The sequence below is a fragment of the Streptomyces sp. NPDC033177 genome (assembly GCF_055577715.1).
This window is the reverse complement of the sequence record NZ_JBVIPS010000011.1, coordinates 404,600-426,657: the sequence shown is the minus strand read 5'-3', so window position 1 is coordinate 426,657 and position 22,058 is coordinate 404,600. Positions and strand designations below refer to the sequence as shown.

Below are 22,058 nucleotides of genomic sequence, written 5' to 3'. Positions count from 1 at the left end.
AGAAGAGGTCGGTCAGGAGGTCAGAAGGGGTTCAGGAGGTCCAGTCGAGGATGACCTTGCCGCCGCGGCCGCTCGCCGCGTCGTCGAAGGCCGCCTCGAAGTCGCGGTGGCCGTAGCGCCCGGTGATCACGGGGGCGAGGTCGAGGCCGCCTTCGAGCAGCACGGACATGGCGTACCAGGTCTCGAACATCTCGCGGCCGTAGATGCCCTTGATCGTGATCATGGAGGTGACGATCCGGGACCAGTCGACGGCGAACTCCTCGGCCGGCAGACCGAGCATGGCGATCTTGCCGCCGTGGGTCATGTTGGCGAGCATGTCGCGCATCGCGACGGGGTTGCCGGACATCTCCAGGCCGACGTCGAAGCCCTCGCGCAGGCCGAGCTCGCGCTGTCCCTCGGTGATCGAGGTCTCGGCGACGTTCAGTGCCAGGCTCGCGCCGACCTTGCGGGCGAGCTCCAGGCGCTCCTCGCTGACGTCCGTGACGACGACGTTGCGGGCGCCCGCGTGCCGGGCCACGGCCGCGGCCATCAGGCCGATCGGTCCCGCACCGGTGATCAGGACGTCCTCGCCGACCAGCGGGAAGGACAGCGCGGTGTGCACCGCGTTGCCGAACGGGTCGAAGATCGCGGCGACGTCGAGGTCCACGGGGACGCGGTGCACCCACACGTTCGAGGCGGGCAGCGCGACGTACTCCGCGAACGCCCCGTCCCTGCCGACGCCGAGGCCCACCGTGGCGCGGCACAGGTGGCGGCGGCCCGCCTGGCAGTTGCGGCACTTGCCGCAGACCAGGTGGCCCTCGCCGCTGACCCGGTCACCGATCTTGATGTCGGCGACGTCACGGCCGGTCTCCACGACCTCGCCGACGAACTCGTGACCGACGATCAGCGGCGCCTCGATCGCCTGCTGCGCCCAGCCGTCCCAGGCCCGGATGTGCAGATCGGTCCCGCAGATCCCGGTGCGCAGCACCTTGATCAGAACGTCCCCGTGGCCGACGACCGGCTCCGGTACGTCCATCAGCCGGAGACCCGGCTCCGCCTTCTCCTTGACCAGCGCCTTCAACGCAACGGCTCCTGTCGTACGTCGCTTCTTCCCCCGACGACACAGGAATCTTCCCTACGGCGGCGCCCTGGTCCATCGAGGATTTCTTAAGCGCCGCCGCAGCTTTCCTTCAGGCCGCTCCTTCAGGCCCTGCTTCAGGCCCTTCTTCAGGCCCGGGTCTGGCCCCGCTCGAAGTAGGCGACGAGCTCCGGATCCAGGTCCGGCACCTCACGCGGCGTACCCCCGTCGCGCAGCGACTGTGTGGCGCGCACGCCCGCCGCCACCGCCATACGGGCCGCGACGGGCGAGGTGTCGGTGCGCCCTCCCTCGCGCACGAACCGTACGAACTCGTCGATGAGCAGTGGGTCGGAGCCACCGTGTCCGCCCTCGTCCTGCTCGTCCGGCACCGCGTACTCGGCGTCGGCTTCGGGGCGGTAGGTCGAGCGGCGCGCGTTCCAGACCTTCACCACTCCGCCGGGGCCGTCGCCGAAGTTCTCCAGGCGGCCCGCGTCACCGATGACGGTGTAGTTGCGCCAGTAGTCGGGCGTGAAGTGACACTGCTGGTAGGAGGCCAACACCCCGTTGTCGAGCCGCATGTTGACCAGGGAGACGTCCTCCACGTCGATGACGGGGTTGAGGTCGCGCTGGGTGTGCGGCGGCCAGTGGCCCTCCTTGGTGTACCAGTCGTCCGTCTTCGGCTGACCCGGCTCGCGGCGGTGCGGATTATCGCCGTAGACCATGAGGTCACCGAGGGCCTGCACCTGGCGGGTGTAGCCGCCGGCCAGCCAGTGCAGTACGTCGATGTCGTGGGCGGCCTTCTGGAGCAACAGGCTGGTGGTGTGCTGCCGTTCGGCGTGCCAGTCCTTGAAGTACCAGTCGCCTCCGTAGGCGACGAAGTGTCGGACCCAGACCGTCTTGACCTCTCCGATGTCTCCGCGCCGGATGATGTCGCGCATCAGCCTGACGACCGGCATGTGGCGCATGTTGTGGCCTACGTAGAGGCGCGTTCCGGTTTCGTACGCGGTCCGCAATATCTCGTCGCAGGCTTCGATGGCGATGTCGAGGGGCTTCTCCACGAATACGGGCTTGTTGGCGCGCAACGCCTCGCAGGCGAGCCCGGCATGGGTGTGGTCGGGGGTGAGGATCACGACGGCGTCGACGTCCGGGTCCTCGACGACCTTGCGGTGGTCGCTGGATATCAGGGCGCCGGGAAAGGCCACGGCCGCCTCCGTCCGCGCGCTGACGTCGTGGTCGGCGAGCGCGGTGACGCGGGAGCCCGCGCCCGGCCGGTGTGCGGTGCGGGCGAGCGAACCGCGCAGGCCGTAGCCGAGGACGCCGAGACGGAGGTCGGTCATGGTGTGCCTTTCCGTACCAATACCTGTGCACAATTCCTTGTGCGCGTGCGGGTGTCGCTATGTACGTGCAGGGTGCACGAGTACGTGGGCGAGCGCCACGCTTCCCGTGCCGGTGAGCTTGATCCTTATGTACCTGGCTTCCCTGTCCGTATCGAGGAGTGTGGGCCGGAGCGCTCGTCCGCCGACATGCAGGGTCGTCGCGTCCGAGAAGTCCGCGGTCCTCGCGAACTGCACGTCGAAGTCGGTTGTGGTCATGGAGGTGTTGTTCCAGACCTCGACCTGTCCCACGCGCTGCGCCTTGCCGAGGTCGACCTGCCACCAGGCGCCCGGTTCGGACAGCGTGCGGGTGTCCGTGGAGGTGTCCCCGTCGGTCGCGTTCGCCGCCGGGGCCACGCCGTCCGTGGAGGACTGGGTCGCGGTGCCCGCGCGGGCGAGGTCGGGGCGCAGCTGCTCGGCCGGCGCTCCGTGCGCCCCCGAACGGGCCGCCACGGCGAGTGCCCGCGCGGGCAGCCGGTCGAGCTTGGTGTGGTTGCCCTCCATCGTCGATCCGGTGCCGGTGAGGGCCGGTGCGTCGGTGTCGGTCCAGTTGCCGGTCGCGTGGTTGCGGATGCCGTAATCGGCCCAGTTGGAGACCCACTTGTAGCCGACGCGGGTGATCACGTTGTCCTCGACGCGGATGTACGAGGACTGCTCGTCGAGGTAGATGCCGTTGCCGTCGCGCTCGGTGTTCCCGTAGGCGGAGCGGTTGATGTAGTTGCCGGAGACGACCGTGCCGGGCTGGGCTCCCTGGGTGTAGATGGCGCCGCCGTCGTGCTGGGCGTGCTCGACGCGCATCACGTTCGTGATCCGGTTGTCCGTGATCCGGTTGTCGCGGAGGACGGATTCCTGGGCCTCGGGCTGGTTCCATCCCCAGCCGACGGAGATCCCGGAGTAGGGAAGGTCGTCGAGGGTGTTGTGGTCGACGGTCAGCTCTGCCTCGTATCCGGCCCAGATGCCGACGGCGTCGGTGTACTCGACCCCGGCGCGGCGGATCGTGTTGTACGCGACGGTGTTCCGCTCCCCCGCGCGAGCCGTCTGCGGCTTCGGCTCGGTGTCGCCGACGTACGCAGCGCCGGACGACAGGTCCGTGAAGCGGGAGCGGGTGACCGACGAGTCCTTGGTGCCCGCCTCGAAGATGACTCCGGCGCCGCCGAGCTGCGTGAACTCGGCCCCGGTGACCGCCACATGGCGACCGCCCCGGACCGTCAGTGCGGCGCTCGGCTTGGTGTAGTGCCGGCCCGCGTGGTCGACCGGGCCGCTCGCCCCGGTGAGGGTGAGCCCGGCCTGAGTGCCCGCGTAGCCCTCGTCGGTGGACGGCTGGGCATACGCGGCGTGGGCGAAGCCGATGCCCTGTACGCGTACGTCGTGGGCGCCGTCGAGGACCATGAGGTTCTCGGTCACAGGGGTGAGCACGCCCGCGCGCCGCATGTCCTCGCCCTTGCGCGGGAGGTAGGTGACGGTGCGGTCGTCGGCGTCCCACACGAACTCGCCCGGCTTGTCCAGGAGTTCGCGGGCGTTCTCGAAGAAGGCCACTCCGGAGTAGCGCGCCGAGTCGACGGTGGTGGAGTCCCACGCCGGACCCGTACGGTTCGTGCCGCTCGCGGAGTTGGTCCAGCAGGGCTGCGCGAACGTCATTCGGTCGCCGTTCACGGAGGCGATCCGGCAGTGGTAGTCGCGCCAGCGGACCTTGATGACGGCCTCCGCGCCGGTGGGGCGCCGCCACGTGTCGATCCCGGTGGCGGTGGCGCCCGTCATGCCGGTCTTCGTCGCGTCGCAGGTGCTTGCCGCACAGGCCTCGCCCCGCGCGCGCACGGCCCGCCTCCCGTCCACGAATAGCTGGCGCGGGGTGACCCCGTCGGGGACGTAGGCGGTCCACGTGCCGTCGTTGGCCGCGGACCACCCCTTGAGCGCCCGGCCGCCGGAGAACACGGGCTCGGCGCCGCGTGCCGCGGTCCAGGTGACGGTGTGCCCGTCGCGTCCGGAGTCGGCCGCGCCCAGCTTCAGCGGCTCACTCAACTCGTAGGTTCCGTCGGCGAGTTCGATGCGGATGTCCTGTCCGCTCACCGTGCGGGCGGCGTCGCGGGCGGCCCGCGGGGTGCAGGGGCGGGTGGCGGTGCAGGAGTCCCCCGAGCCGTTCGGGGCCGCGTGGATGACCTTGGGGCCCGGGGCCGCCTGCGCCACGCCGTGCGGGGCGATGACGGCCCCGAGGGCAGCGAGGGCAACAGCCGCCGCGGTGAAGTGCGGGCGCCTCACTTCGCGACACCCCAGTCCGGGTGGCCCGGCATGGGTGGGTTGTCGAGGTCGAAAAGCCAGTGGTTCAGGAAGGTGCCGACCGAGTCGTCGCCGGTGGCCTCGACGGCGGTGGCGACGAAGTCCTGGGTGGAGGCGTTGCCGTGCCGGTGCTCGGTCAGCCATGCCTTCATGACGGCTTCGAACTTATCCTGCCCTATCTGCTGGTTGAGGGCGTACAAGGTGACCGCCGCGCCGTCGTAGATGTTGAAGCCGCCGAGCCCGGTGGGCTTTCCGGGCGGCCCGTCGGTCTTGCGGACCGCGTCGAGCTCGGCGTACGCGGTCCGCATCTTCTCCTCGATTGCCTGGAAGCCCTTCTGGTCCGCCCACAAGGCGGCGTAGTAGACGGCGGGACCTTCGTTCAGCCAGGCGTCCTGCCAGGTCGCGGGGGTGACCGAGTCGCCGAACCACTGGTGGGTCAGTTCGTGGACCATGGTGGTCGAGTAGGTGGGCCGCTCGAACCACGAAGGGCCGAAGAGCGACAGGGTCTGGTTCTCCAACGCGTCGCTGTAGCCGTCCCGCACGATCTGCACCCCGTACGTGTCGAACGGGTAGCGCACACCGAGGGTCTTCTCCAGCCACGCCAGCTGGCCGCCGGTCTCCTCGGCGATGGGCTTGTACTTCGCCTGCTGGTCCTCGGGGACGAGGTGGCGCAGCTTCACGCCGTGCGGGCCGCGGCCGTAGAGGTAGGTCTGCTTGTTGACGGAGATTCCCAACAGCTCTGGCGCCATGGGGGACTTGAGGGAGAAGTCCCAGGTCTTCGCGCCCCCGGCGTCGCGGGTTCCGGTGAGGTTGCCGTTGGCGCCGGGCGTCCAGCCGTCGGGCGCGGTGAGGTGGAAGGACCAGGTGGCCTTGTCCGAGAGGTGGTCGTTGACCGGCGCGAAGGTGTCGGCGCGGGAGGCCTGGGCCGCGGAGGCGAAGCCGCCGTCGGACATGTAGCGCCAGCCGGGCTGGCCGATCGGCTTGGTCTTGCCGTTGCCGTGATAGGTCAGTTCGACGTCGAAGGCCCGGTGGTCGCGCAGGGCGCGCGCCGGGGTGACGGTGAGTTCCTGGCCGCTCTGGCCGGGCGTGATCGCCCAGGTCGCCTTCCTGCCGTTGACCTTGACCGCGTCGATGGCCAGGGAGTCGACGTCGAGGTTGAAGGACGACAGGTCCTGGGAGGCTCTCGCCTTGATCTTCATGGTGCCGGTGAAGTCGTACGTCACCGGCATGAAGTCGAAGGAGAGGTCGTAGTGGCGGACGTCGTAGCCGCCGTTGCCGAGCGTCGGGAACAGCGGGTCGCCGACGCCGTCCGCTCCCGGGGACGGGTCGAAAGGCGCCGCGTGGGCGGGGAGGGCGAGCGCGAGAGTGGCGGCCGCGGCGACGGTCGCCGTCGCGGCACGGACGGTGCGAGCAGGGACGCTGCGAGCACGTACGGTTCGGGTCCTGTTCTCAGCCATGGGGCCGCAACGTAGTAATCGCTTACTGTCGCCGTCAACACCCTGGAGCCCCTTCCGATTGCCCCTGACCGCGCCTGCCACCACCCGGGCCAGGACAGAAAGAACATAGAAAGATGTCGGGCCCTCTTGCCCTCGCATAGCAACCGCTTACATGCTGTCGCGGAATCGCCCACGCCGCTCACTCCCCCACACTCCGATGCCCCGACGCCTCACGGGAGTTCCCCATGCGCACGCCCAGCTCCGGCTCCACCGGTCCAAGCCGCCGTACGCTCCTCGCCGCGAGTGCCGCATCCGCCCTCGTGGCACCGTCGCTGGCACCGTCGCTCGGGGGCACGGCGTGGGCCGCCCCGGACGCCTCCCCGGACGCCGACCCGTACGAGACTTTGCTCGCACGCGCCGCGGAACAACTCACGGGCGGCACGTTCGACCCCGAGGACCCGGACTTCGCAGCGGCGCTGAAAGTCCTGGACACCCAGGCCTCCGGCTGGTGGCGGGACCTCGACCGGTCCACGGGCCGCACCGCCCTGTGGGCCGACCTCTCCCCCGCGAAGGACGCGGGCAACTTCGGTCAGAGCTACACCCGGCTGCGCACGATCGCCACGGCCTGGGCCACGCCCGGCACCTCCCTCAGCGGCAGCACCGAAGCCGCGGACGCCCTGCTCGCAGCCCTGCGTTTCCTGCACGACGACGCCTACAACCCCGGGCGCCCCGAATCCGGCAACTGGTGGTTCTGGGAGATCGGCGCACCCCGCGCCCTGATGGACACCTGCGTCCTGCTGGGCGACAAGGTCCCGGCGGCCGACCTCACGGCGTACATCTCCACCGTGGCCAAGTTCTGCCCGGACCCGGACCGTCGCACCAACTCCCCGACCCTGTCCGAGACGGGAGCCAACCGCGCCGACAAGGCCGTCATCGTCGCGCTGCGCGGCCTCCTCGCGCGGGACGCGGCCACGCTGACGCTGGCCCGCGACGGCCTGTCCGACGTCCGGGACAAGGGCAGGAACAGCCTGTTCACGTACGTCACTTCGGGCGACGGCTTCTACGAGGACGGGTCCTTCGTGCAGCACGGCTCCGTCGCGTACACGGGTACGTACGGCAGTGTCCTGCTCGGCAGCGCTGGGCAGCTGATCGCGCTGCTCGCGGACTCCGAGTGGGCCGTCACCGATCCGAAGACCTCCGTGCTGTACGAGGCGGTGGACCGGACGTTCTCCCCGGTGATCTTCGACGGGCTGATGATGGACGCGGTGCGCGGCCGTGCGACATCCCGCGAGAAGGCGCCGGACCACAAGGACGGCGCGGCGGCCCTCTCCCACATCCTGCAACTGGCGGGCGGGGCGCCCGCCGTGTACGCCGAACGCTGGCGCGCCCTTGCCAAGGGGTGGATCAGCCGCAACCAGTCCCACCCCTATCTGAGCCTGGTCGGCGTTCCCGCGATCGCCCGCGCCAAGGCGGTTCTCGACGACAGTGAGGTACCCACCACCGCCCGCCTCACCGGGCACTTCGCGTTCGCCGACATGGACCGGGTGGTGCACCGGCGCCCCGGCTGGGCGCTCACGCTCTCGCTCTCCTCGAAGCGCATCGCCGCCTACGAGGCGGGCAACGGCGAGAACCTGCACGGCTGGTACACCGGCGACGGCATGACCTATCTGTACGACGGCGACGACCTGGGGCAGTTCGGGGACGGCTTCTGGGCGACGGTCGATCCGTACCGCCTGCCGGGCACCACCGTGGACACCCGCGAACGCGCCGACATCGGCTCGGGCGCGGGGACGGGGACCTTCCGGCCGAAGAACGCCGTCGCGGGCGGTGCGGTGCTCGACGCGAGATTCGGCGCGGCCGCGATGGAACTCCTCGCCGACGGCAGCTCGCTGCGCGCCAGGAAGGCGTGGTTCTTCCTGGACAACGCGGTCATGGCTCTGGGCGCGGACATCACCGCGAGCGACGGCCGGACCATCGAGACGGTCGTCGAGAACCGCAACCTGTACGCGGACGGCGCGCCCCGTCTCGTGGTCGACGGCCGGCGACAGCCCTCACGCACCGGCTGGTCGGCGCCCCTGCCCGGCGCCCGCTGGGCCCACCTGGACGGCACCGGCGGCTATGTCTTCCCCGACGACCCCGGGCGGCCTTCGCACGGCCGGGGCGGCGTCCACCTCAACGCCCTGCGTGAGGAGCGGACCGGCACCTGGCGCGCGATCAACACCGGCGCGGACACCGGAGGCAGCACCACGCCCCTCACCCGCCGCTATCTGACCCTGTGGCTTGACCACGGCGTCTCCCCCACCTCGTCCTCGTACGCCTACGTCCTGCTTCCCGGAGCGAGCGCCGCCGCGACCGCCGTCTGGGCCCACTCACGGCCGGTCCGCGTCGTCGCCAACAACGCCACCGCCCAGGCCGTCGAGGCCCGCCGCCACGGACTCCTCGCCGCGCACTTCTGGGGGCCGGGCAGCGCGGCCGGGATCTCTACGTCGGACCCCTGCACCGTGATCGTCCGACGCGACGGCGGCGGCATATCGCTGGCCGTGGCCGACCCGGGCCGCACCGGCACGACCGTCACCCTGGAACTGCCCTTCCCCGTACGGAAGGTGGTCAGCGCCGACGACACGGTCACCGTCACCCCGGGGCGCCGCCCCGTCGTCACCGTCCGCGTCGAAGGTTCACGAGGCCACACGCACACCGCACACCTGAGGTGACCGGCACGCCCTCGCCCGGAAGCCCCCGCCCCTAGGAAGCACGGACCCACCATGCCCGCACCGCACCTGGCCCTGCCGCCCACCGACCGGGTCCGCTCCCCGCTCACGGGCTGGACCCGCGCCCACTGGGAGGCCCTCGCCGACCGGCAGTTGGAGGCGCTCGTCCCGTACGCGACGCCCCGCTTCGCGCAGTACCGACTGCCCGGCCGGGGCAGTTGGTCGGGGGTCGTGTCGGACGGCCTCGAGGGGTACGCGCGGTCATTCCTCCTCGCCTCCTTCCGGATCGCGGGAGCGGACGGCGAGGTGGACCCTCACCTCATCGAACGCTACGCGCAGGGTCTGACAACGGGCACGGACCGTGCCGCCGCGGGCGGCGAGGCCTGGCCCGAACTCAGCGACTGCTCACAGCAGATGGTGGAGGCGGCGTCCATCGCGATCGGTCTGCACGAGACCCGCCCCTGGATCTGGGACAAGCTCGACACCCGGGTCCAGGAGCGGGTCGTCGACTGGTTCTCCGGCTTCGTCGGCGGCAGAACGTGGGACAACAACTGGCGCCTCTTCCAGGTGGTGTCCGAGCAGTTCTTGGCATCCGTCGGCGCCCCGCACAGCAAGGCGGACATCGACGGCGGGCTCCACCGCATCGAGGACTGGTACCGCGGCGACGGCTGGTACAGCGATGGCGACGGCCGCAATTTCGACTACTACATCGGCTGGGCCATGCATCTGTACCCGCTGCTCTGGTCCCGCATGGCGGGCCCGGACGACGAGGGACGCGGCAAGGTCTACCGCGAGCGGCTGGCCCAATTCCTCACGACCTACCCGCACTTCTTCGGCGCCGACGGCGCCCCCGTCCACCAGGGCCGCTCCCTGACCTACCGCTTCGCGGCGACCGCCCCCGTCTGGATGGGCGCCCTCGCCAACTGCACGCCCCTGGCCCCCGGCCTCACCCGGCGGCTCGCGTCCGGCGCCGCACGGCACTTCGTGGAGCGCGGCGTCCCCGACGAACGCGGACTGCTTCCGCTCGGCTGGTACGGGACGTTCCTGCCGTCCACCCAGGCGTACTCAGGCCCGGCATCCCCGTACTGGGCGAGCAAGGGTTTCCTCGGCCTGCTGCTGCCCGCCGACCACCCGGTGTGGACGGAACGCGAACTCCCCCTCCCCGTGGAGGAGTCCGACCAGTACACGGCGCTCCCCCAGCCCGGCTGGCTCCTGCATGGCACGCGCCACGACGGCATCGTCCGCCTGATCAACCACGGAAGCGACCACAACCCCCTCGAAGGCCCCGCGGCCGACGACCCGCACTACGCCAAGTTCGGCTACTCCACGGCCACCGCCCCCGAGACCGCCCCGAGCGCGTGGGAACGCTCCGTGGACAACCACCTCGCGCTCCTCACGCCGGACGGCACCCCGTCACGCCGCCGCCGAATCCACCCGGTGCGCTGCGAGGGACGTGTGGCCGCCTCCCGCCACGACGCGCAACTGCCGGGATTCGAGGGTGAGTTCCCCGTCGAGACCACCAGTGTGCTGCACGGCCCCTGGGAGATCCGCGTCCACCGCGTACAGGCCCCGGCAGGCGTGACCGTACGCGAGGGCGGCTATGCGGTGGCCGACGCGGCACAGCCGTGCGCCGAGCAGGGGACCGGCTGGGCCCTCACCCGTACGGAAGCCGGGCTGACCAGCGCCGTCGTCGCGCTCCACGGCTGGGACGAGGAGGCGGGCATCGCCCGCGAGGTGGCCGCCAACGCCTACGGCCCGCACTCGGCGACGCCGTACCTGAACCTGACCGGCCACGAGGGCGGCGCAAGCGTCCACGTCACCCTGGTCGCGCTCTCCCAGGACACCGTTCTTCCCTCGGCGTTGAGGGAGTCCATCACCTGCACTGTGGACGGCGACACCGTCCGCCTCCACTTCCCCGACGGCACCCAGCTGGAGGTGTGAGCGTCAAAAGGACCCTAGATCCCGCCGTCCTCCCGGCGGTGAATCTGCTCGATCAGCTCCGCCGCCATGGCCTTGATCGTCTCCAGACCGGCTCTGCCCCAGGGCCGGGGCTCGACGTCCACGACGCAGATGGTGCCGAGCGCGATGCCCGTGCGGTCGATGAGCGGGGCGCCCAGGTAGGAGCGGATGCCGATCTCGTCGACCACCGGATTGCCCGCGAACCGCGGATAGTCGCAGACGTCCTCAAGGACGAGGGCCTTGCGCCGCACGATCACATGCGGGCAGTACCCGTGATCGCGCGCCATGTAGCGGAACGCCGTGTTCTCCGAGGCCGCCGTGGAGGTCAGCTCGCAGCCGTCCCCCGTGTCGTCGGGGGTGTGCAGGCCCGCGAAGAACTGCCGGTTCTCGTCGATGAAATTGACCATGGAGTACGGCGCGCCCGTGATCTCGGCGAGCCGGGCCGCGAAGGCGTCGAAGGCACGCTCCGGGCGCAGGCCTATGCCGAGCCTGCGCAGCCGCCGCACCCGGCTCGGCGCCTCCTTGTCGACGGGAGTCAGCAGCAGGGGTGCGGTCGAGTCGTACATCAGGTGTGGGCTCCGTAGCTCGGGGCGGCCGGGACGTGGGCGAGCAGGTGTTTGACAAGGATGAGGAGGGTCGCGATGCCCGAGCTGGAGATCCGCGCGTCGCACCGCACGACGGGCACCTGCGGATCCAGGTCGATGGCGGAACGCACCTCTTCCGGCTCATAGCGGTGGGCGCCGTCGAATTCGTTGATCGCGACGATGAACCCCATGCCGCGCTGCTCGAAGAAGTCCACCGCCGCGAAGCAGTCCTCCAGGCGGCGGGTGTCGGCGAGGACCACCGCGCCGAGCGCGCCTTCGGAGAGTTCGTCCCACATGAACCAGAAGCGTTCCTGGCCGGGCGTCCCGAAGAGGTAGAGCACGTGCTCCGGGTCGAGGGTGATGCGCCCGAAGTCCATGGCCACGGTCGTCGTGGTCTTGTTCTCGACGCCCGACAGATCGTCGGTGCCTTCGCTGACCGTGGTGAGGAGCTCCTCCGTGCTCAGTGGCGCGATCTCGCTCACCGCGCCCGTGAAGGTCGTCTTGCCGACCCCGAAACCTCCCGCCACAAGGATCTTCAGCGCGGTGGGGAAGGGGTCAGAGCTGTCGTCGTAGTCCATCGAGCACTGCCTCCAACAGGGACCGGTCGGTGGGGTTGTGGTAGAAGTCCGGGGCTCTCAGGGTGAGCGCCCCGCAGTCGACGAGATCGGAGAGCAGCACTTTGGTGACGACCGCGGGCAGCTTCAGCTGCGCCGCGATCTCCGCGACCGATGTGGGTGCCGTGCAGAGCTTGAGCGCCTGGGTGTGTTCGGGCCCCAGGTAGCCGGTGACCAGACCTCCGGTGGCCAGCACCTGGGACAGGAGGTCCAGTTGGGCGGTCGGCCGGGTCCGCCCGCCGCTGACCGTGTAGGGCCGGACGAGCCGTCCGGCGGATTCGTCGAGCCAGGGCCCGTCGTGCGGGGCCGCCACGCTCAATGCCTCATCGGGGCGGGTTCGCCGACGGGTTGCCGGGGCGCGGTGAGGAGGTAGGGGCGCACGCTCTTGACCAGCATCGTCATCTCGTAGCCGAGGACCGCCGCGTCAGCGTCGCGCCCGGCGAGCACCGCGAGGCAGGTGCCGGAGCCCGCCGTGGAGACGAACAGGAGGGTGGAGTCGAGTTCCACGACGACCTGGCGCACGTCGCCGCCGTCCCCGAACCGGATGCCCGCGCTGCGCCCCAGTGAGTAGAGCCCGGAGGCGAGGGCCGCCATGTGGTCGGCACTGTCCGGGTCGAGGCCGTGGACCGACTTCACGAGTCCGTCGGAGGAGAGCAGGACCGCGCTGTGGGTGTGCGGCACGCGCTGCACGAGCCCGCTCATCAGCCAGTCGAGGTCGGATACCTGCCCGGTCGGCGCATCGCTCGCCATGGTGGATCGACTCCTTGGGGTACGAGGGTCTGCCGGGGCAGACATGGTGCTGGTGGGGTGGTGCGGTTCAGCCACCCTGGTCGCCCCCGTCGCGGGGGGCGTCGAGGTCGGGCCCGGGCGCCGGGTCGCGCATCTCCTGTGCGGCGGCGAGTCCGATGCCGCGCTGGAAGGCGGCCATCAGGCCCGGGTCGTGGCCGATGTGGTGTTCGCTCTCCGGGCGGGGCGTGGGCGCTTCCCGCAGTTGGGGCGCGATGTGTTCCTGGGCGCGCCGCTTGGGCAGTCGGGGCCTTTCCACCCGGCCGCGTACGGCGCTGCCGTTGAGCGGGGTCGGCAGTGTCCCGGTGTTCTCGGCGGCGGCCTGCCGGTCCTCCGGCCGGATTCCCGGCACGGCTTCGGCCGGCGTCGGCCTGCCCTCCCTGCCCCGGACGGGCAGCGGGGCGGGCCCGGAGCCGTGCGGGACGGGAGCGGTAGGCGGCGGGCTCTGCGGCGCGTCCCGCTGCGGCTGCCGGGGCACGGCCACCGGCACCGGCTGGGCGGCGGGCGCCTGCGCCGGTTCCCGTACGACGCCGGGGGCGGCCGGCCGCGCGGCTTCCGGGGCCGGCTGCGGCCGTCCGGTGGCGGCGGGCTCGGCCTGGGGCTCGGTGCCGAGGAGGCCCTGCGGCAGGATCAGTACGGCCTGCACGCCTCCGTAGATGTTGGTCTGGAGACGGACCGCGATGCCGTGGCGCCGGGCGAGCGCGGAAACCACGTAGAGGCCGATCCGCCCGTCCTGGAGGAGGCTCGCCACGTTGACCTGGTCCGGGTCGGCGAGCAGGTGGTTCATCTTGTTCTGCTCGGTCAGCGGCATGCCGAGGCCGCGGTCCTCGACCTCGACGGCGAGCCCGGCCGTCACCAGGTTGGCGCGCAGCAGGACCTGGGTGTGCGGGGCGGAGAACACCGTGGCGTTCTCGACGAGTTCGGCCAGCAGGTGGATGACGTCGGCGACGGCGTGGCCGCGCAGGGTGCCCGCGATCGGCGGCACCAGCTTGACGCGCGAGTACTGCTCGACCTCCGCGATGGCCGAGCGGAGCACCTCCGTCATGGAGACCGGGTTGCTCCACTGGCGGCGCGAGATGGCGCCGCCGAGCACGGCGAGGTTCTCGGCGTGCCGGCGGATGCGGGTGGCCAGGTGGTCGACGTGGAAGAGGCCCTTGAGCAACTCCGGATCCTCGACCTCGTTCTCCAGTTCGTCGAGGATCGAGATCTCGCGGTGCACGAGGGACTGCAGCCGCCGGGCCAGATTGACGAAGACCTCGACCTTCTGTTCGCTGCCCGCGTGGCTGGAGAGCTGGGAGGCCTGTACGACGGCGGTGACGGCGACGTCCTGGGCCCGGGACAGCTCGGCGGCGAGCAGCCCGAACTCGTCGCCGTCCGGGGCGGGCGAGGCGGGAGCCTTGCGCGGGGGCGGGCCGTCGCCGCGGCGCAGCTTCTCGACGACCTCGCGCAGCTCGGCCTGTCCGCGCGCGGTGGTGCGGCGCAGGGTACCGACGCGGTCGCGTACGGAGGTGGCGGTGCGGTCGGCGGCGACGGCGGCGATCACGACGCTGGCCAGGCTGATGGCGCCGGCGGCGACGAGGATGACGAGCAGCGCGGGTTCGAGCGGGCCGGGGGCCGAGCGGACGATGAACAGCACGGCGGCAGCGGCGCAGAGCACCACCGCGACGGCGGGCAGTACGGCGATGCGCAGGAGCTGGGGCCGTATCCGGGCCTCGGGCAGCGCCGTGCCGGGTCGGCTCCCGGGCCTGCCGTGCCGCCCGCCCTCTCGGCGGTCTGCGCGGGCGGCCGGTGCACGGAGGTGAGACATCAGCGTCCTCGGTCGGGGAGCGGGCTCCGGCGGGCGCGACGTAGGGGTTCGCGGCATCGCCGTACCGGTCGGGAGGGCGCAGGCAGGAGCGCTGCCATGATCCCTGCGTCGACCGGCGGACACTCACGGTAGTCACCAACGCTTCATGTGCGGGGGGCAGTTGACAAAGTCCGGCACCCAGCGTCCCGCTCTGGTATGACACGTCGCACGACCGTCCGAATTAACCGCCCCGGGAAGTCTCCGGCAGTCGGCGGGCAGCGAACCGGCAGGAGTCCGACACTTCACGAACGTCCCAATGTGACACCTGCCCCACCCGGACTACGCAGAGAAAGGACAACTGCGCATCCGTATCGGTGAAATACCGATAGAACCCTGAGAGCCGCCCATGCCGTACTGCAATATCCGTCAGCACGAGCGTGATGGGCGACGTGGTCCTGGACAGGTGCGGGAGAGGTGACTCTCTCCGCCCGGGTGCGGACGCGTCAGGTGAAGCGAGGCACCAGCGATGTCGGTGGAAAGGCTGCGGGGCACCGGGAGCCAGCCGGGGTTCTTCCGGGAACTGGTCGAATCCTCACAGGATGCGATCCTCATGAAGACCCTGGACGGTCAGATCATCTTCTGGAACGCGGCGGCGCAACGGCTGTACGGATACACACCCGAAGAGGCCGTCGGCAGCCATGTCGGCATGATCGTGCCCCCGGACCTCAAGGACGAGGAAGCCGGTCTCCTCGAGCAGATCGCCCGGGGCGTGCGGATCGAGCACTACGAGACCCGCCGGACGGCCAGTGGCGGCCGTGACCTGGACATCGACGTGACCCTGTGGCCGATCCGCGCCCACGACGGGACCATCACGGCCGCCTGCTCCCTCATGCGCGACATCACCGCCCGCAAGAGAGCCGACGCGGAGCTCACCAAGCTGCACGCGCAGCAGCGCCAGGTCGCGCTGGCCCTCAACCTCATGGGCAACGCCAAGCAGATTCCGGGCGCTCTGGCGGCCAGCCGCTATCTGCCCTCGACGCAGGGGCAGGGGGTCGGCGGGGACTGGTTCGACCTGATCGACCTGGGCGCGGGCCGGGTCGGTGTCTTCGTCGGCGACGTGATGGGACGCGGTCTGGACGCGGCCGTGGTCATGGGGCAGTTGCGCTCCGCGGCCCGCGCCCTGGCCCTGGCGGGGCTCCCGCCGTGCGAACTGATGCAGACGCTGGACGCGTTCACGCGTGATCTGCCCGAACCGTTCGTCACCTGCGTCTATCTGGAGGCCGACCCCGCCCAGGGCGAAGTGATCGTGTGTTCGGCCGGTCATCTGCCGGTGCTCCTCATCGAACCGGACGCGACCGTACACGAGCTGCCGGTGCCGACCGGAATCCCGCTCGGGGTGGGCGGGGTACCGCACCAGCAGGTCCGTCTGCCGCTGCGGGCCGGCACGACCCTGACTCTCTACACCGACGGTCTGGTGGAGACGGCGAGCAGCGACATCGACCTCCGGCTGAAGCTGGTGACCAGCATGCTGGAGGACGTCTTCGCCACGGCCGGTGGCCTGGAGAGCGCCGCCGACCGCGTCCTGCAGGCGCTGCTGCCGGACACCGAGACGTACGCGGACGACGTGACGCTGCTCCTCGTCAGCTTCCCCACGGCGCCCCTGCACACCGCCGAGACGGGTCTCGAGTGCGAGGCGCCCTCGATCCCGGCCGGGCGGCGCTTCCTGCAGGCGAAGTTGGCGGAATGGGGGCTCACGGCGCAGACCGACACGGCTCTCCTGCTCGCCTCCGAGCTGTTGACCAACGCGTACCGCCACGCGCGGGGGCCCCTCAATCTGCGGGTGTGGCACAGCGTCCGCGAGCTGGGCGTGGAGATCACCGACCACTCCATTCCCCGGCCGCGGGCCCGGCTCGCGGAGAGCACCGAGGAGGACGGCCGCGGGCTGCTCCTGGTCGAGGCGCTCGCCGACGCCTGGGGCACGCGGCCCACCGTCAGCGGCAAGACCGTCTGGTTCACCATGCTCATCACACCGGCCGCCAAGGGGTCCCCCCCTCAGCCGACCCTGACGTCCACGCCCGGCTGACGCGGCCGACACGGCGGCGAAGCGCGGTGCCGTATCCGTGCGCTCGGAGCGGTTCGTGGCCTGGGCGGGCCCCGCGGCCGACTCAACGCCTGCCCGGCTGGCGGGCAGGCATCACCGACACGGCCACGGAGCAGCACGTCGTACGCCACCGCCCCGCCCCCGGCCGGTGCCACGAGCCCCTTCGGCCCCTACCGCCGTGCCGTACGCATCAGCCGACCCGCGCCGCCTCAGGCTCCCCGGTGCCTTCCGTGTGCTCGGGGCGGTCGGCCGCTGCCGTGCGCTCGGTGGGCCCCGTCGCTGACTCGGCGTTCGCGGTGGTGCTCTCCGGGCGGGTCCACCCGCCCTCCGGCTCGATGGCGACGCCGCGCCACCACGGCTGGACCGGGACCGAGTCCGAAGCGGGCTCGAACGGTTCGCCCGGCACGGGCAGCGCGATCCTCGACCCCAGGCGGGTCGCCTCGGCGAGCGTCCCCTCGCCCGGCGCGGACCACGGGTGCGGCGCGAGGTTGAACGTGCCCCAGTGGATCGGCAGCATCACGCCCTCGGGACGCCCGCCCTGGAGGTCCAGGTGCGCGCGCACCCCCTCCTCGGGCGTCATGTGGATGTCGGGCCAGAACTCGCTGTACGCCCCGATCTGGATCATCGTGACGTCGAACGGTCCGTGCTCCGCGCCGATCTCGCGGAAACCGCCGAAGTAACCGGTGTCGCCGCTGTGGTAGACGCTGTGCTCGGGTCCCGCGACTGCCCAGGACGCCCAGAGCGTGTGCTGCGGGTTGCGCACACCGCGGCCGCAGAAGTGGCGCGCGGGCGTCGCCGTCAAGGTCAGACCGCCCACCTTCGTGGTCTCGTTCCAGTCCAGCTCGCGCAGCCGGTCGGCGGGGACGCCCCAGTGCTCCAGGTGGGCGCCGACGCCCAGCGGCACCGCGAAGACGGTGTCCGTGCCGACCAGGGCCTGGATGGTGGGCATGTCCAGGTGGTCGTAGTGATCGTGCGAGATCACCACGACGTCCACCGGGCCGAGCGCCGCGAGAGGCACCGGCACGGGGTGCAGGCGCTTGGGTCCGACCCAGGAAAAGGGAGAGCACCGCTCTCCCCAGACGGGGTCGAACAGCACCCGCTGCCCGTCGATCTCGGCGAGCACACTGGAGTGCCCCATCCAGGTGATGCGCAATCCGTCGGCCGGGGGCACGGCGAGATCGGCGAGGGTGGTGGGATGCACGGGGACGGTGCCCATGGGCCCGCGCCGGATCCGCTCCTCCTTGCGGAAGTAGATCTTCGCGAACTCGAGCGTCGAACCGGTGGGCCGGGTCCGCGCCCCCTCGGGGTTCTGGAAGGACCCGTCGGCGAAGTTCGGCGATCTGTGGATCCTCGCGAGCCGCTCACCGGCCGGATCCGCGCCGAAGGCGGCGGTCCTGAGCGAGCGGAGCCCAGAGCTCAGCGAACGGGACACAGCACCTCCTGGAAGGGGTAGGTCAGATCTCCATTATGTGCACCGCCTCTGACAGCGGCTGCCCGGAGGGGCCCGCACCGGCCACGCGGAGGGCCCCGCACCGGCCACGCGCGCGCACGCGCATGCTGTACTTCTACTGATCCGTCATTCAGTAGGAGGACGCCTCATGCCCCCAGTTCCGGCGCCACCCGCCGCCCCGGCCACCACCTCCGCACCCCTCCTCTCCCTCACCTGGACCGACCACATCACCGGCCACCGGGGTTTCCTGGTCATCGACCGTCTCGTACGCGGCGTCTGCAGCGGCGGTCTGCGCATGCGCCCCGGCTGCACCCTCGACGAGGTCGCGGGCCTTGCCCGCGGCATGACGATGAAGGAGTCCCTGCACTACGACCCCAGCGCCCGCTACATCCCGCTCGGCGGCGCCAAGGGCGGCATCGACTGCGATCCGCGCGCCCCCGAGGCGTACGACGTCCTGGTCCGCTACCTGCGGGCGATGCGCCCGTACGTCGAGAGCTCCTGGACGACGGGCGAGGACCTGGGGCTGACCCAGGACATGGTCGACGAGGCGGCGGCGGAAGCCGGTCTGATCTCTTGTGTCCAGGCCGTCCACCCGCTCCTGGACGACGAGGTGGCGGCCCGCAAGCGCCTGGCGGACGCGTTCGCCGTGCAGGTCGACGGGATCGGCCTCGCCGAGCTGGTCGGCGGCCACGGCGTCGCCGAAGCGGTCCTCGCGGCCCTCGACCGCGCGGGCCACACGCACGTGGGCGCGCGCGTGGCCGTACAAGGCCTGGGCACCATGGGCGGCGCGACCGCACGGTTCCTCACGCGCGCGGGCCTGACGATCGTGGCCGTCGCCGACATCAAGGGCACGATCGCCAACCCGGCGGGTCTCGACGTGGAGGCACTGCTCGCCGCCCGGGACGCGCACGGCACGGTGGACCGCTCCGCCCTGCGGCCCGGGGACCGCGAACTACCGGGCGCGGCCTGGTTGTCCACGGAGGCGGAGATCCTGGTCCCCGCGGCGGTGTCGTACGCCATCGACCGGACCAACCAGGCGCGGATCACCGCCCGTTGGATAGCCGAAGCGGCCAACATGCCGGTGCTGCCCGAGGCGGAGCATCTCCTCGCACAGCGGGGCATCACCGTCCTGCCCGATGTCGTCGTCAACTCCGGTACCAACGCCTGGTGGTGGTGGACGCTCTTCGGCGACATCGGCCCCGACGCGGACGATGCCTTCGCGTACACGCGCCGCTCGATGCGGGCCCTGGTCGACGTGATGCTGCGGCGCGCCGATGCGGACGGCACGACGCCGCGCGCGGCAGCCCACGCGCTGGTCGCCGACCGGCTGCCGGAGATCGGGGAGCGCTTCGACTGGTACGTGAACGCGTAGTCGGCAGGGGCCGGGAGGTGGATAGGCTGCCCGGTGTGGCGAGAGTGCGGTTGAGCGTGGCGGAACGGCGGGCGGAGCTGCTTGCCGCCACCGTCGAACAGATCGAGGTGCGCGGTGTGGCGGCCGTACGCATCGCGGACGTGGCCGCGGCGCTCGGGGTGAGCAACGCGCTGGTCCTGTACCACTTCTCCACGAAGGAGAAGCTGGTGGCGGCGGCCTTCGCGCACGCCGCCGAGGGTGATCTGGCGCATCTGCGCGCCTTGTTGGGCCGCCGCACGACGGCCCTGCGCCGACTGCGCTCCGCCGTCCGGTGGTACGCCCCCACCGGCCAGGCCAAGGGCTGGCGCCTCTGGATCGAGGGCTGGTCCGCGGCGCTGCGCGAGCCCACCCTGCGCACGGTGACGCGTGACTTGGACCAGCAGTGGAAGGCCGCCCTCGCGGAGGTCATCGGGGAGGGCGTCACCGCGGACGAGTTCACCTGCGCGGACCCCCGGGCCACGGCCCTGCGCCTCACGGCCCTGCTCGACGGCCTCGCGGTGCAGATGACGGCCTACGAGGGCGCGCTGCCCCGCGCCCGCATGCTGGCGTGGGTGGACGAGGCCCTGGACCGTGAACTGGGCCTGGCCCAGGTCGAATCGCCCTCCGCGGACGCCCCCTTCAGGACGCCGACTTGATGTGCATCCGGACGGTGTAGGGGTCAACGCTCCCCTTGGCCTCCACGTGGTCCCCCGACGACTCCCCGCGCAGCCTCCGCCCGAACCACGGAACCAGGTACTCGCGCGCCCAGTTGATGTCGTCGCGGCGCACCTCCAGCGTGCCGCGCGGCGGTTCCGGGGGCCACGGCTGGTCCGGGTCCGCGGGGACCTCGAGGCCAAGGACCTGGGCCGCGCGCAGCGCCACCCGGGTGTGGCCCTCGGCGGAGAGGTGCAGGCGGTCGCCGTCCCAGGCACGGCGGTCCTGAATGGTCTTGAGGGACCACAGGTCGAGGACCGGGCAGCCGTAACGGTCGGCGATCGCGCGGACATGGCCGTTGTACGTGGCGATCTTGCCGCGCAGGCGTTTGAGGACCGGGACCCCGCGGGTGTCGAACCCCGTGGTCACCATGACCGTGCCGACCGACGACGTGAGGTCGACGACGGCCCGCTCGAACCGCTCGGCGACCTCGTCCGGGTCGGTGCCGGGCCGGATGATGTCGTTGCCGCCCGCGCAGAACGTCAGGAAGTCGGGGCCCAGCTTCTTGGCCAGGGGCACCTGGTCCGCGACGACCTGGTCGAGCAGCTTGCCGCGCACGGCGAGGTTGGCGTACCGGAAGGTGTGCTCCGGCAGCCGGTCGTCGAGCAGCACCGCGAGGCGGTCGGCCCAGCCGACGAACGCGCCGTCGGGACCGGGGTCCCCCACGCCTTCGGTGAAGCTGTCGCCGACCGCTGCGTAGGAGGTGAATGTGTCAGGAATGAAGGTTGTCGACTCTGCTCTCACGTCGTCACATCTTTCACCTCACCAAGTGACCTACGCCACCGTAGGGAGGGGTTGACGGGGGGTGAGATAAGCCACCGGTCAAGTTTCGTCCAAGCCAGGAATAGACGGCAACCCGTCACCGCCGCGAGGGGGTTCACCTGTGAGGCAACGCTCATGCACCGGCAGTGATTGCCTCAGGTACCCATGTCGTATGGTCGAAGTCCCACCCCGACCGGCGAGTCGCGCCGGCGCCCGGCCCGGAGGAGCCCCCGTGACGCAGCAGGTCCCGCCGACAGAGCTGACGACGACCGAGCAGGCGGAGCCCGAGCTGGCCGGAGTCCGCAACTTCCGTGACGTGGGCGGACTTCCGACCGTGGACGGCCGCCGGGTCCGCCACGGCCGGCTCTTCCGCAGCGGTCACCTCGCGCACGCCACCGCGTCCGACGCCGCGTTCCTCTCCACCCTGGGCCTGCACACGATCTACGACTTCCGTAACGCGGCCGACCAGCGCCTTGAAGGCCCGGACGTCGAGCTGCCCGGCGTACGCAACGTGAACCTGCCGCTGACCGACCCGGCCCACGGCGCCGAGTTCTGGACGATGGTCCGCGACGGCGACCTGGACCAGCTGCGCGCGGCGCTCTCCGAGGGGCAGGCCGCGGGGCGCCTCTCCGACACGTACCGCGAGATCATCAGGGACCGCACCGCCGAGCACAGCCGGGTGCTGCACGAGATGGCCGCGGACAGCGTGCCAGCCCTGATGCACTGCGCGGCGGGCAAGGACCGCGCGGGCCTCTCGATAGCCGTCACGCTCCTTGCCGTCGGCGTGGAGCGCGAGGCCATCGAGGCGGACTACCTGGAGTCGAACGCCACGCACCGCCGCTACAAGGTGCGCCGCAGCGACAGCTCCCCGAACGCGATGTCCCCCGAGGTCATGCAGCTGCTCAGCCCGCTCTTCGAGGCCCGCGCCGAGTATCTGGCCGCGGCCTTCGAGACGATCGAGCAGACCTGGGGCGACACGGAGACCTACCTCACCGAGGGCCTCAAGCTGGCCCCCGAGACGCGCGAGCGGCTGCGCGAGCACCTCCTGGACTGAGCCGCCCCGC

The 22,058-nt window shown here is 71.3% G+C and carries 17 protein-coding genes; 6 read left to right on the top strand and 11 right to left on the bottom strand.

Features of this window, described 5'->3' with window-relative positions:
- Positions 1-31: 31 nt before the first annotated feature.
- From tdh to ACZ5U5_RS34630, 4 genes are all read right to left on the bottom strand, one after another.
- Positions 32-1,060, bottom strand: a complete 1,029-nt coding sequence (gene tdh, locus ACZ5U5_RS34645; RefSeq protein ID WP_469029739.1) for an L-threonine 3-dehydrogenase — start codon at positions 1,058-1,060, stop codon at positions 32-34.
- 146 nt (positions 1,061-1,206) lie between these two features.
- Entirely contained in the window at positions 1,207-2,394 is a 1,188-nt protein-coding gene (locus ACZ5U5_RS34640; RefSeq protein WP_469029736.1) for a Gfo/Idh/MocA family protein, read from the bottom strand.
- Positions 2,395-2,451: 57 nt separating this feature from the next.
- Entirely contained in the window at positions 2,452-4,686 is a 2,235-nt protein-coding gene (locus ACZ5U5_RS34635) for a discoidin domain-containing protein (protein ID WP_469029734.1), read from the bottom strand.
- On the bottom strand, positions 4,683-6,161 hold the full coding sequence (locus tag ACZ5U5_RS34630; RefSeq protein WP_469029731.1) for a M1 family metallopeptidase: 1,479 nt from the start codon (positions 6,159-6,161) through the stop codon (positions 4,683-4,685). The genes ACZ5U5_RS34635 and ACZ5U5_RS34630 overlap by 4 nt, the downstream gene beginning before the upstream one ends.
- Positions 6,162-6,385: 224 nt before the next feature.
- Between ACZ5U5_RS34630 and ACZ5U5_RS34625 the strand changes: the two genes are divergently transcribed.
- Together ACZ5U5_RS34625 and ACZ5U5_RS34620 are read left to right on the top strand one after the other, a co-directional pair.
- On the top strand, positions 6,386-8,851 hold the full coding sequence (locus ACZ5U5_RS34625) for a polysaccharide lyase 8 family protein (protein ID WP_469029729.1): 2,466 nt from the start codon (positions 6,386-6,388) through the stop codon (positions 8,849-8,851).
- Between the two features lie 51 nt (positions 8,852-8,902).
- Positions 8,903-10,789 carry a DUF2264 domain-containing protein gene (locus ACZ5U5_RS34620; protein WP_469029726.1) on the top strand — a complete coding sequence of 629 codons (1,887 nt, stop codon included), beginning with the start codon at positions 8,903-8,905 and terminating at the stop codon, positions 10,787-10,789.
- Between the two features lie 14 nt (positions 10,790-10,803).
- On the opposite strand, the gene ACZ5U5_RS34615 is transcribed toward ACZ5U5_RS34620, so the two are convergent.
- From ACZ5U5_RS34615 to ACZ5U5_RS34595, 5 genes are all read right to left on the bottom strand, one after another.
- Positions 10,804-11,376, bottom strand: a complete 573-nt coding sequence (locus tag ACZ5U5_RS34615) for a GAF domain-containing protein (protein WP_469029847.1) — start codon at positions 11,374-11,376, stop codon at positions 10,804-10,806.
- The gene (locus ACZ5U5_RS34610; protein ID WP_469029724.1) at positions 11,373-11,969 is read right to left on the bottom strand and encodes a GTP-binding protein; all 597 of its coding nucleotides are present in this window, start codon (positions 11,967-11,969) and stop codon (positions 11,373-11,375) included. The genes ACZ5U5_RS34615 and ACZ5U5_RS34610 overlap by 4 nt, the downstream gene beginning before the upstream one ends.
- On the bottom strand, positions 11,947-12,318 hold the full coding sequence (locus ACZ5U5_RS34605) for a DUF742 domain-containing protein (protein WP_469029721.1): 372 nt from the start codon (positions 12,316-12,318) through the stop codon (positions 11,947-11,949). The genes ACZ5U5_RS34610 and ACZ5U5_RS34605 overlap by 23 nt, the downstream gene beginning before the upstream one ends.
- Before the next feature lie 2 nt (positions 12,319-12,320).
- Positions 12,321-12,755 carry a roadblock/LC7 domain-containing protein gene (locus ACZ5U5_RS34600; RefSeq protein WP_344524647.1) on the bottom strand — a complete coding sequence of 145 codons (435 nt, stop codon included), beginning with the start codon at positions 12,753-12,755 and terminating at the stop codon, positions 12,321-12,323.
- 67 nt (positions 12,756-12,822) lie between these two features.
- Positions 12,823-14,598 (bottom strand): sensor histidine kinase, encoded by a 1,776-nt coding sequence (locus ACZ5U5_RS34595; RefSeq protein WP_469029718.1) that lies wholly within the window; start codon positions 14,596-14,598, stop codon positions 12,823-12,825.
- 505 nt (positions 14,599-15,103) lie between these two features.
- Here ACZ5U5_RS34595 and ACZ5U5_RS34590 point away from each other — a divergent pair.
- The gene (locus ACZ5U5_RS34590; RefSeq protein ID WP_469029715.1) at positions 15,104-16,660 is read left to right on the top strand and encodes an ATP-binding SpoIIE family protein phosphatase; all 1,557 of its coding nucleotides are present in this window, start codon (positions 15,104-15,106) and stop codon (positions 16,658-16,660) included.
- Positions 16,661-16,868: 208 nt separating this feature from the next.
- Here ACZ5U5_RS34590 and ACZ5U5_RS34585 read toward each other — a convergent pair whose 3' ends face one another.
- Complete coding sequence (locus tag ACZ5U5_RS34585) at positions 16,869-18,110, bottom strand: MBL fold metallo-hydrolase (protein WP_469029713.1); 1,242 nt, start codon at positions 18,108-18,110, stop codon at positions 16,869-16,871.
- A gap of 166 nt (positions 18,111-18,276) precedes the next feature.
- On the opposite strand from ACZ5U5_RS34585, the gene ACZ5U5_RS34580 reads away from it, so the two are divergent.
- The gene (locus ACZ5U5_RS34580) at positions 18,277-19,500 is read left to right on the top strand and encodes a glutamate dehydrogenase (protein ID WP_469029710.1); all 1,224 of its coding nucleotides are present in this window, start codon (positions 18,277-18,279) and stop codon (positions 19,498-19,500) included.
- A 35-nt stretch (positions 19,501-19,535) separates the two neighbouring features.
- Entirely contained in the window at positions 19,536-20,174 is a 639-nt protein-coding gene (locus ACZ5U5_RS34575) for a TetR/AcrR family transcriptional regulator (RefSeq protein ID WP_469029708.1), read from the top strand.
- Here ACZ5U5_RS34575 and ACZ5U5_RS34570 read toward each other — a convergent pair.
- Positions 20,158-20,976 (bottom strand): SGNH/GDSL hydrolase family protein, encoded by an 819-nt coding sequence (locus tag ACZ5U5_RS34570; protein ID WP_469029705.1) that lies wholly within the window; start codon positions 20,974-20,976, stop codon positions 20,158-20,160. The genes ACZ5U5_RS34575 and ACZ5U5_RS34570 overlap by 17 nt on opposite strands.
- Before the next feature lie 250 nt (positions 20,977-21,226).
- Between ACZ5U5_RS34570 and ACZ5U5_RS34565 the strand changes: the two genes are divergently transcribed.
- On the top strand, positions 21,227-22,048 hold the full coding sequence (locus ACZ5U5_RS34565; RefSeq protein WP_469029702.1) for a tyrosine-protein phosphatase: 822 nt from the start codon (positions 21,227-21,229) through the stop codon (positions 22,046-22,048).
- Positions 22,049-22,058: the final 10 nt, after the last annotated feature.

Coding starts and splice junctions, on each gene's coding strand:
- ACZ5U5_RS34580 (WP_469029710.1), top strand. CDS start 18,277: ATGCCCCCAGTTCCGGCGCCACCCGCCGCCCCGGCCACCACCTCCGCA.
- ACZ5U5_RS34595 (WP_469029718.1), bottom strand. CDS start 14,598: ATGTCTCACCTCCGTGCACCGGCCGCCCGCGCAGACCGCCGAGAGGGC.
- ACZ5U5_RS34630 (WP_469029731.1), bottom strand. CDS start 6,161: ATGGCTGAGAACAGGACCCGAACCGTACGTGCTCGCAGCGTCCCTGCT.
- ACZ5U5_RS34625 (WP_469029729.1), top strand. CDS start 6,386: ATGCGCACGCCCAGCTCCGGCTCCACCGGTCCAAGCCGCCGTACGCTC.
- ACZ5U5_RS34610 (WP_469029724.1), bottom strand. CDS start 11,969: ATGGACTACGACGACAGCTCTGACCCCTTCCCCACCGCGCTGAAGATC.
- ACZ5U5_RS34590 (WP_469029715.1), top strand. CDS start 15,104: ATGTCGGTGGAAAGGCTGCGGGGCACCGGGAGCCAGCCGGGGTTCTTC.
- ACZ5U5_RS34640 (WP_469029736.1), bottom strand. CDS start 2,394: ATGACCGACCTCCGTCTCGGCGTCCTCGGCTACGGCCTGCGCGGTTCG.
- ACZ5U5_RS34620 (WP_469029726.1), top strand. CDS start 8,903: ATGCCCGCACCGCACCTGGCCCTGCCGCCCACCGACCGGGTCCGCTCC.
- ACZ5U5_RS34600 (WP_344524647.1), bottom strand. CDS start 12,755: ATGGCGAGCGATGCGCCGACCGGGCAGGTATCCGACCTCGACTGGCTG.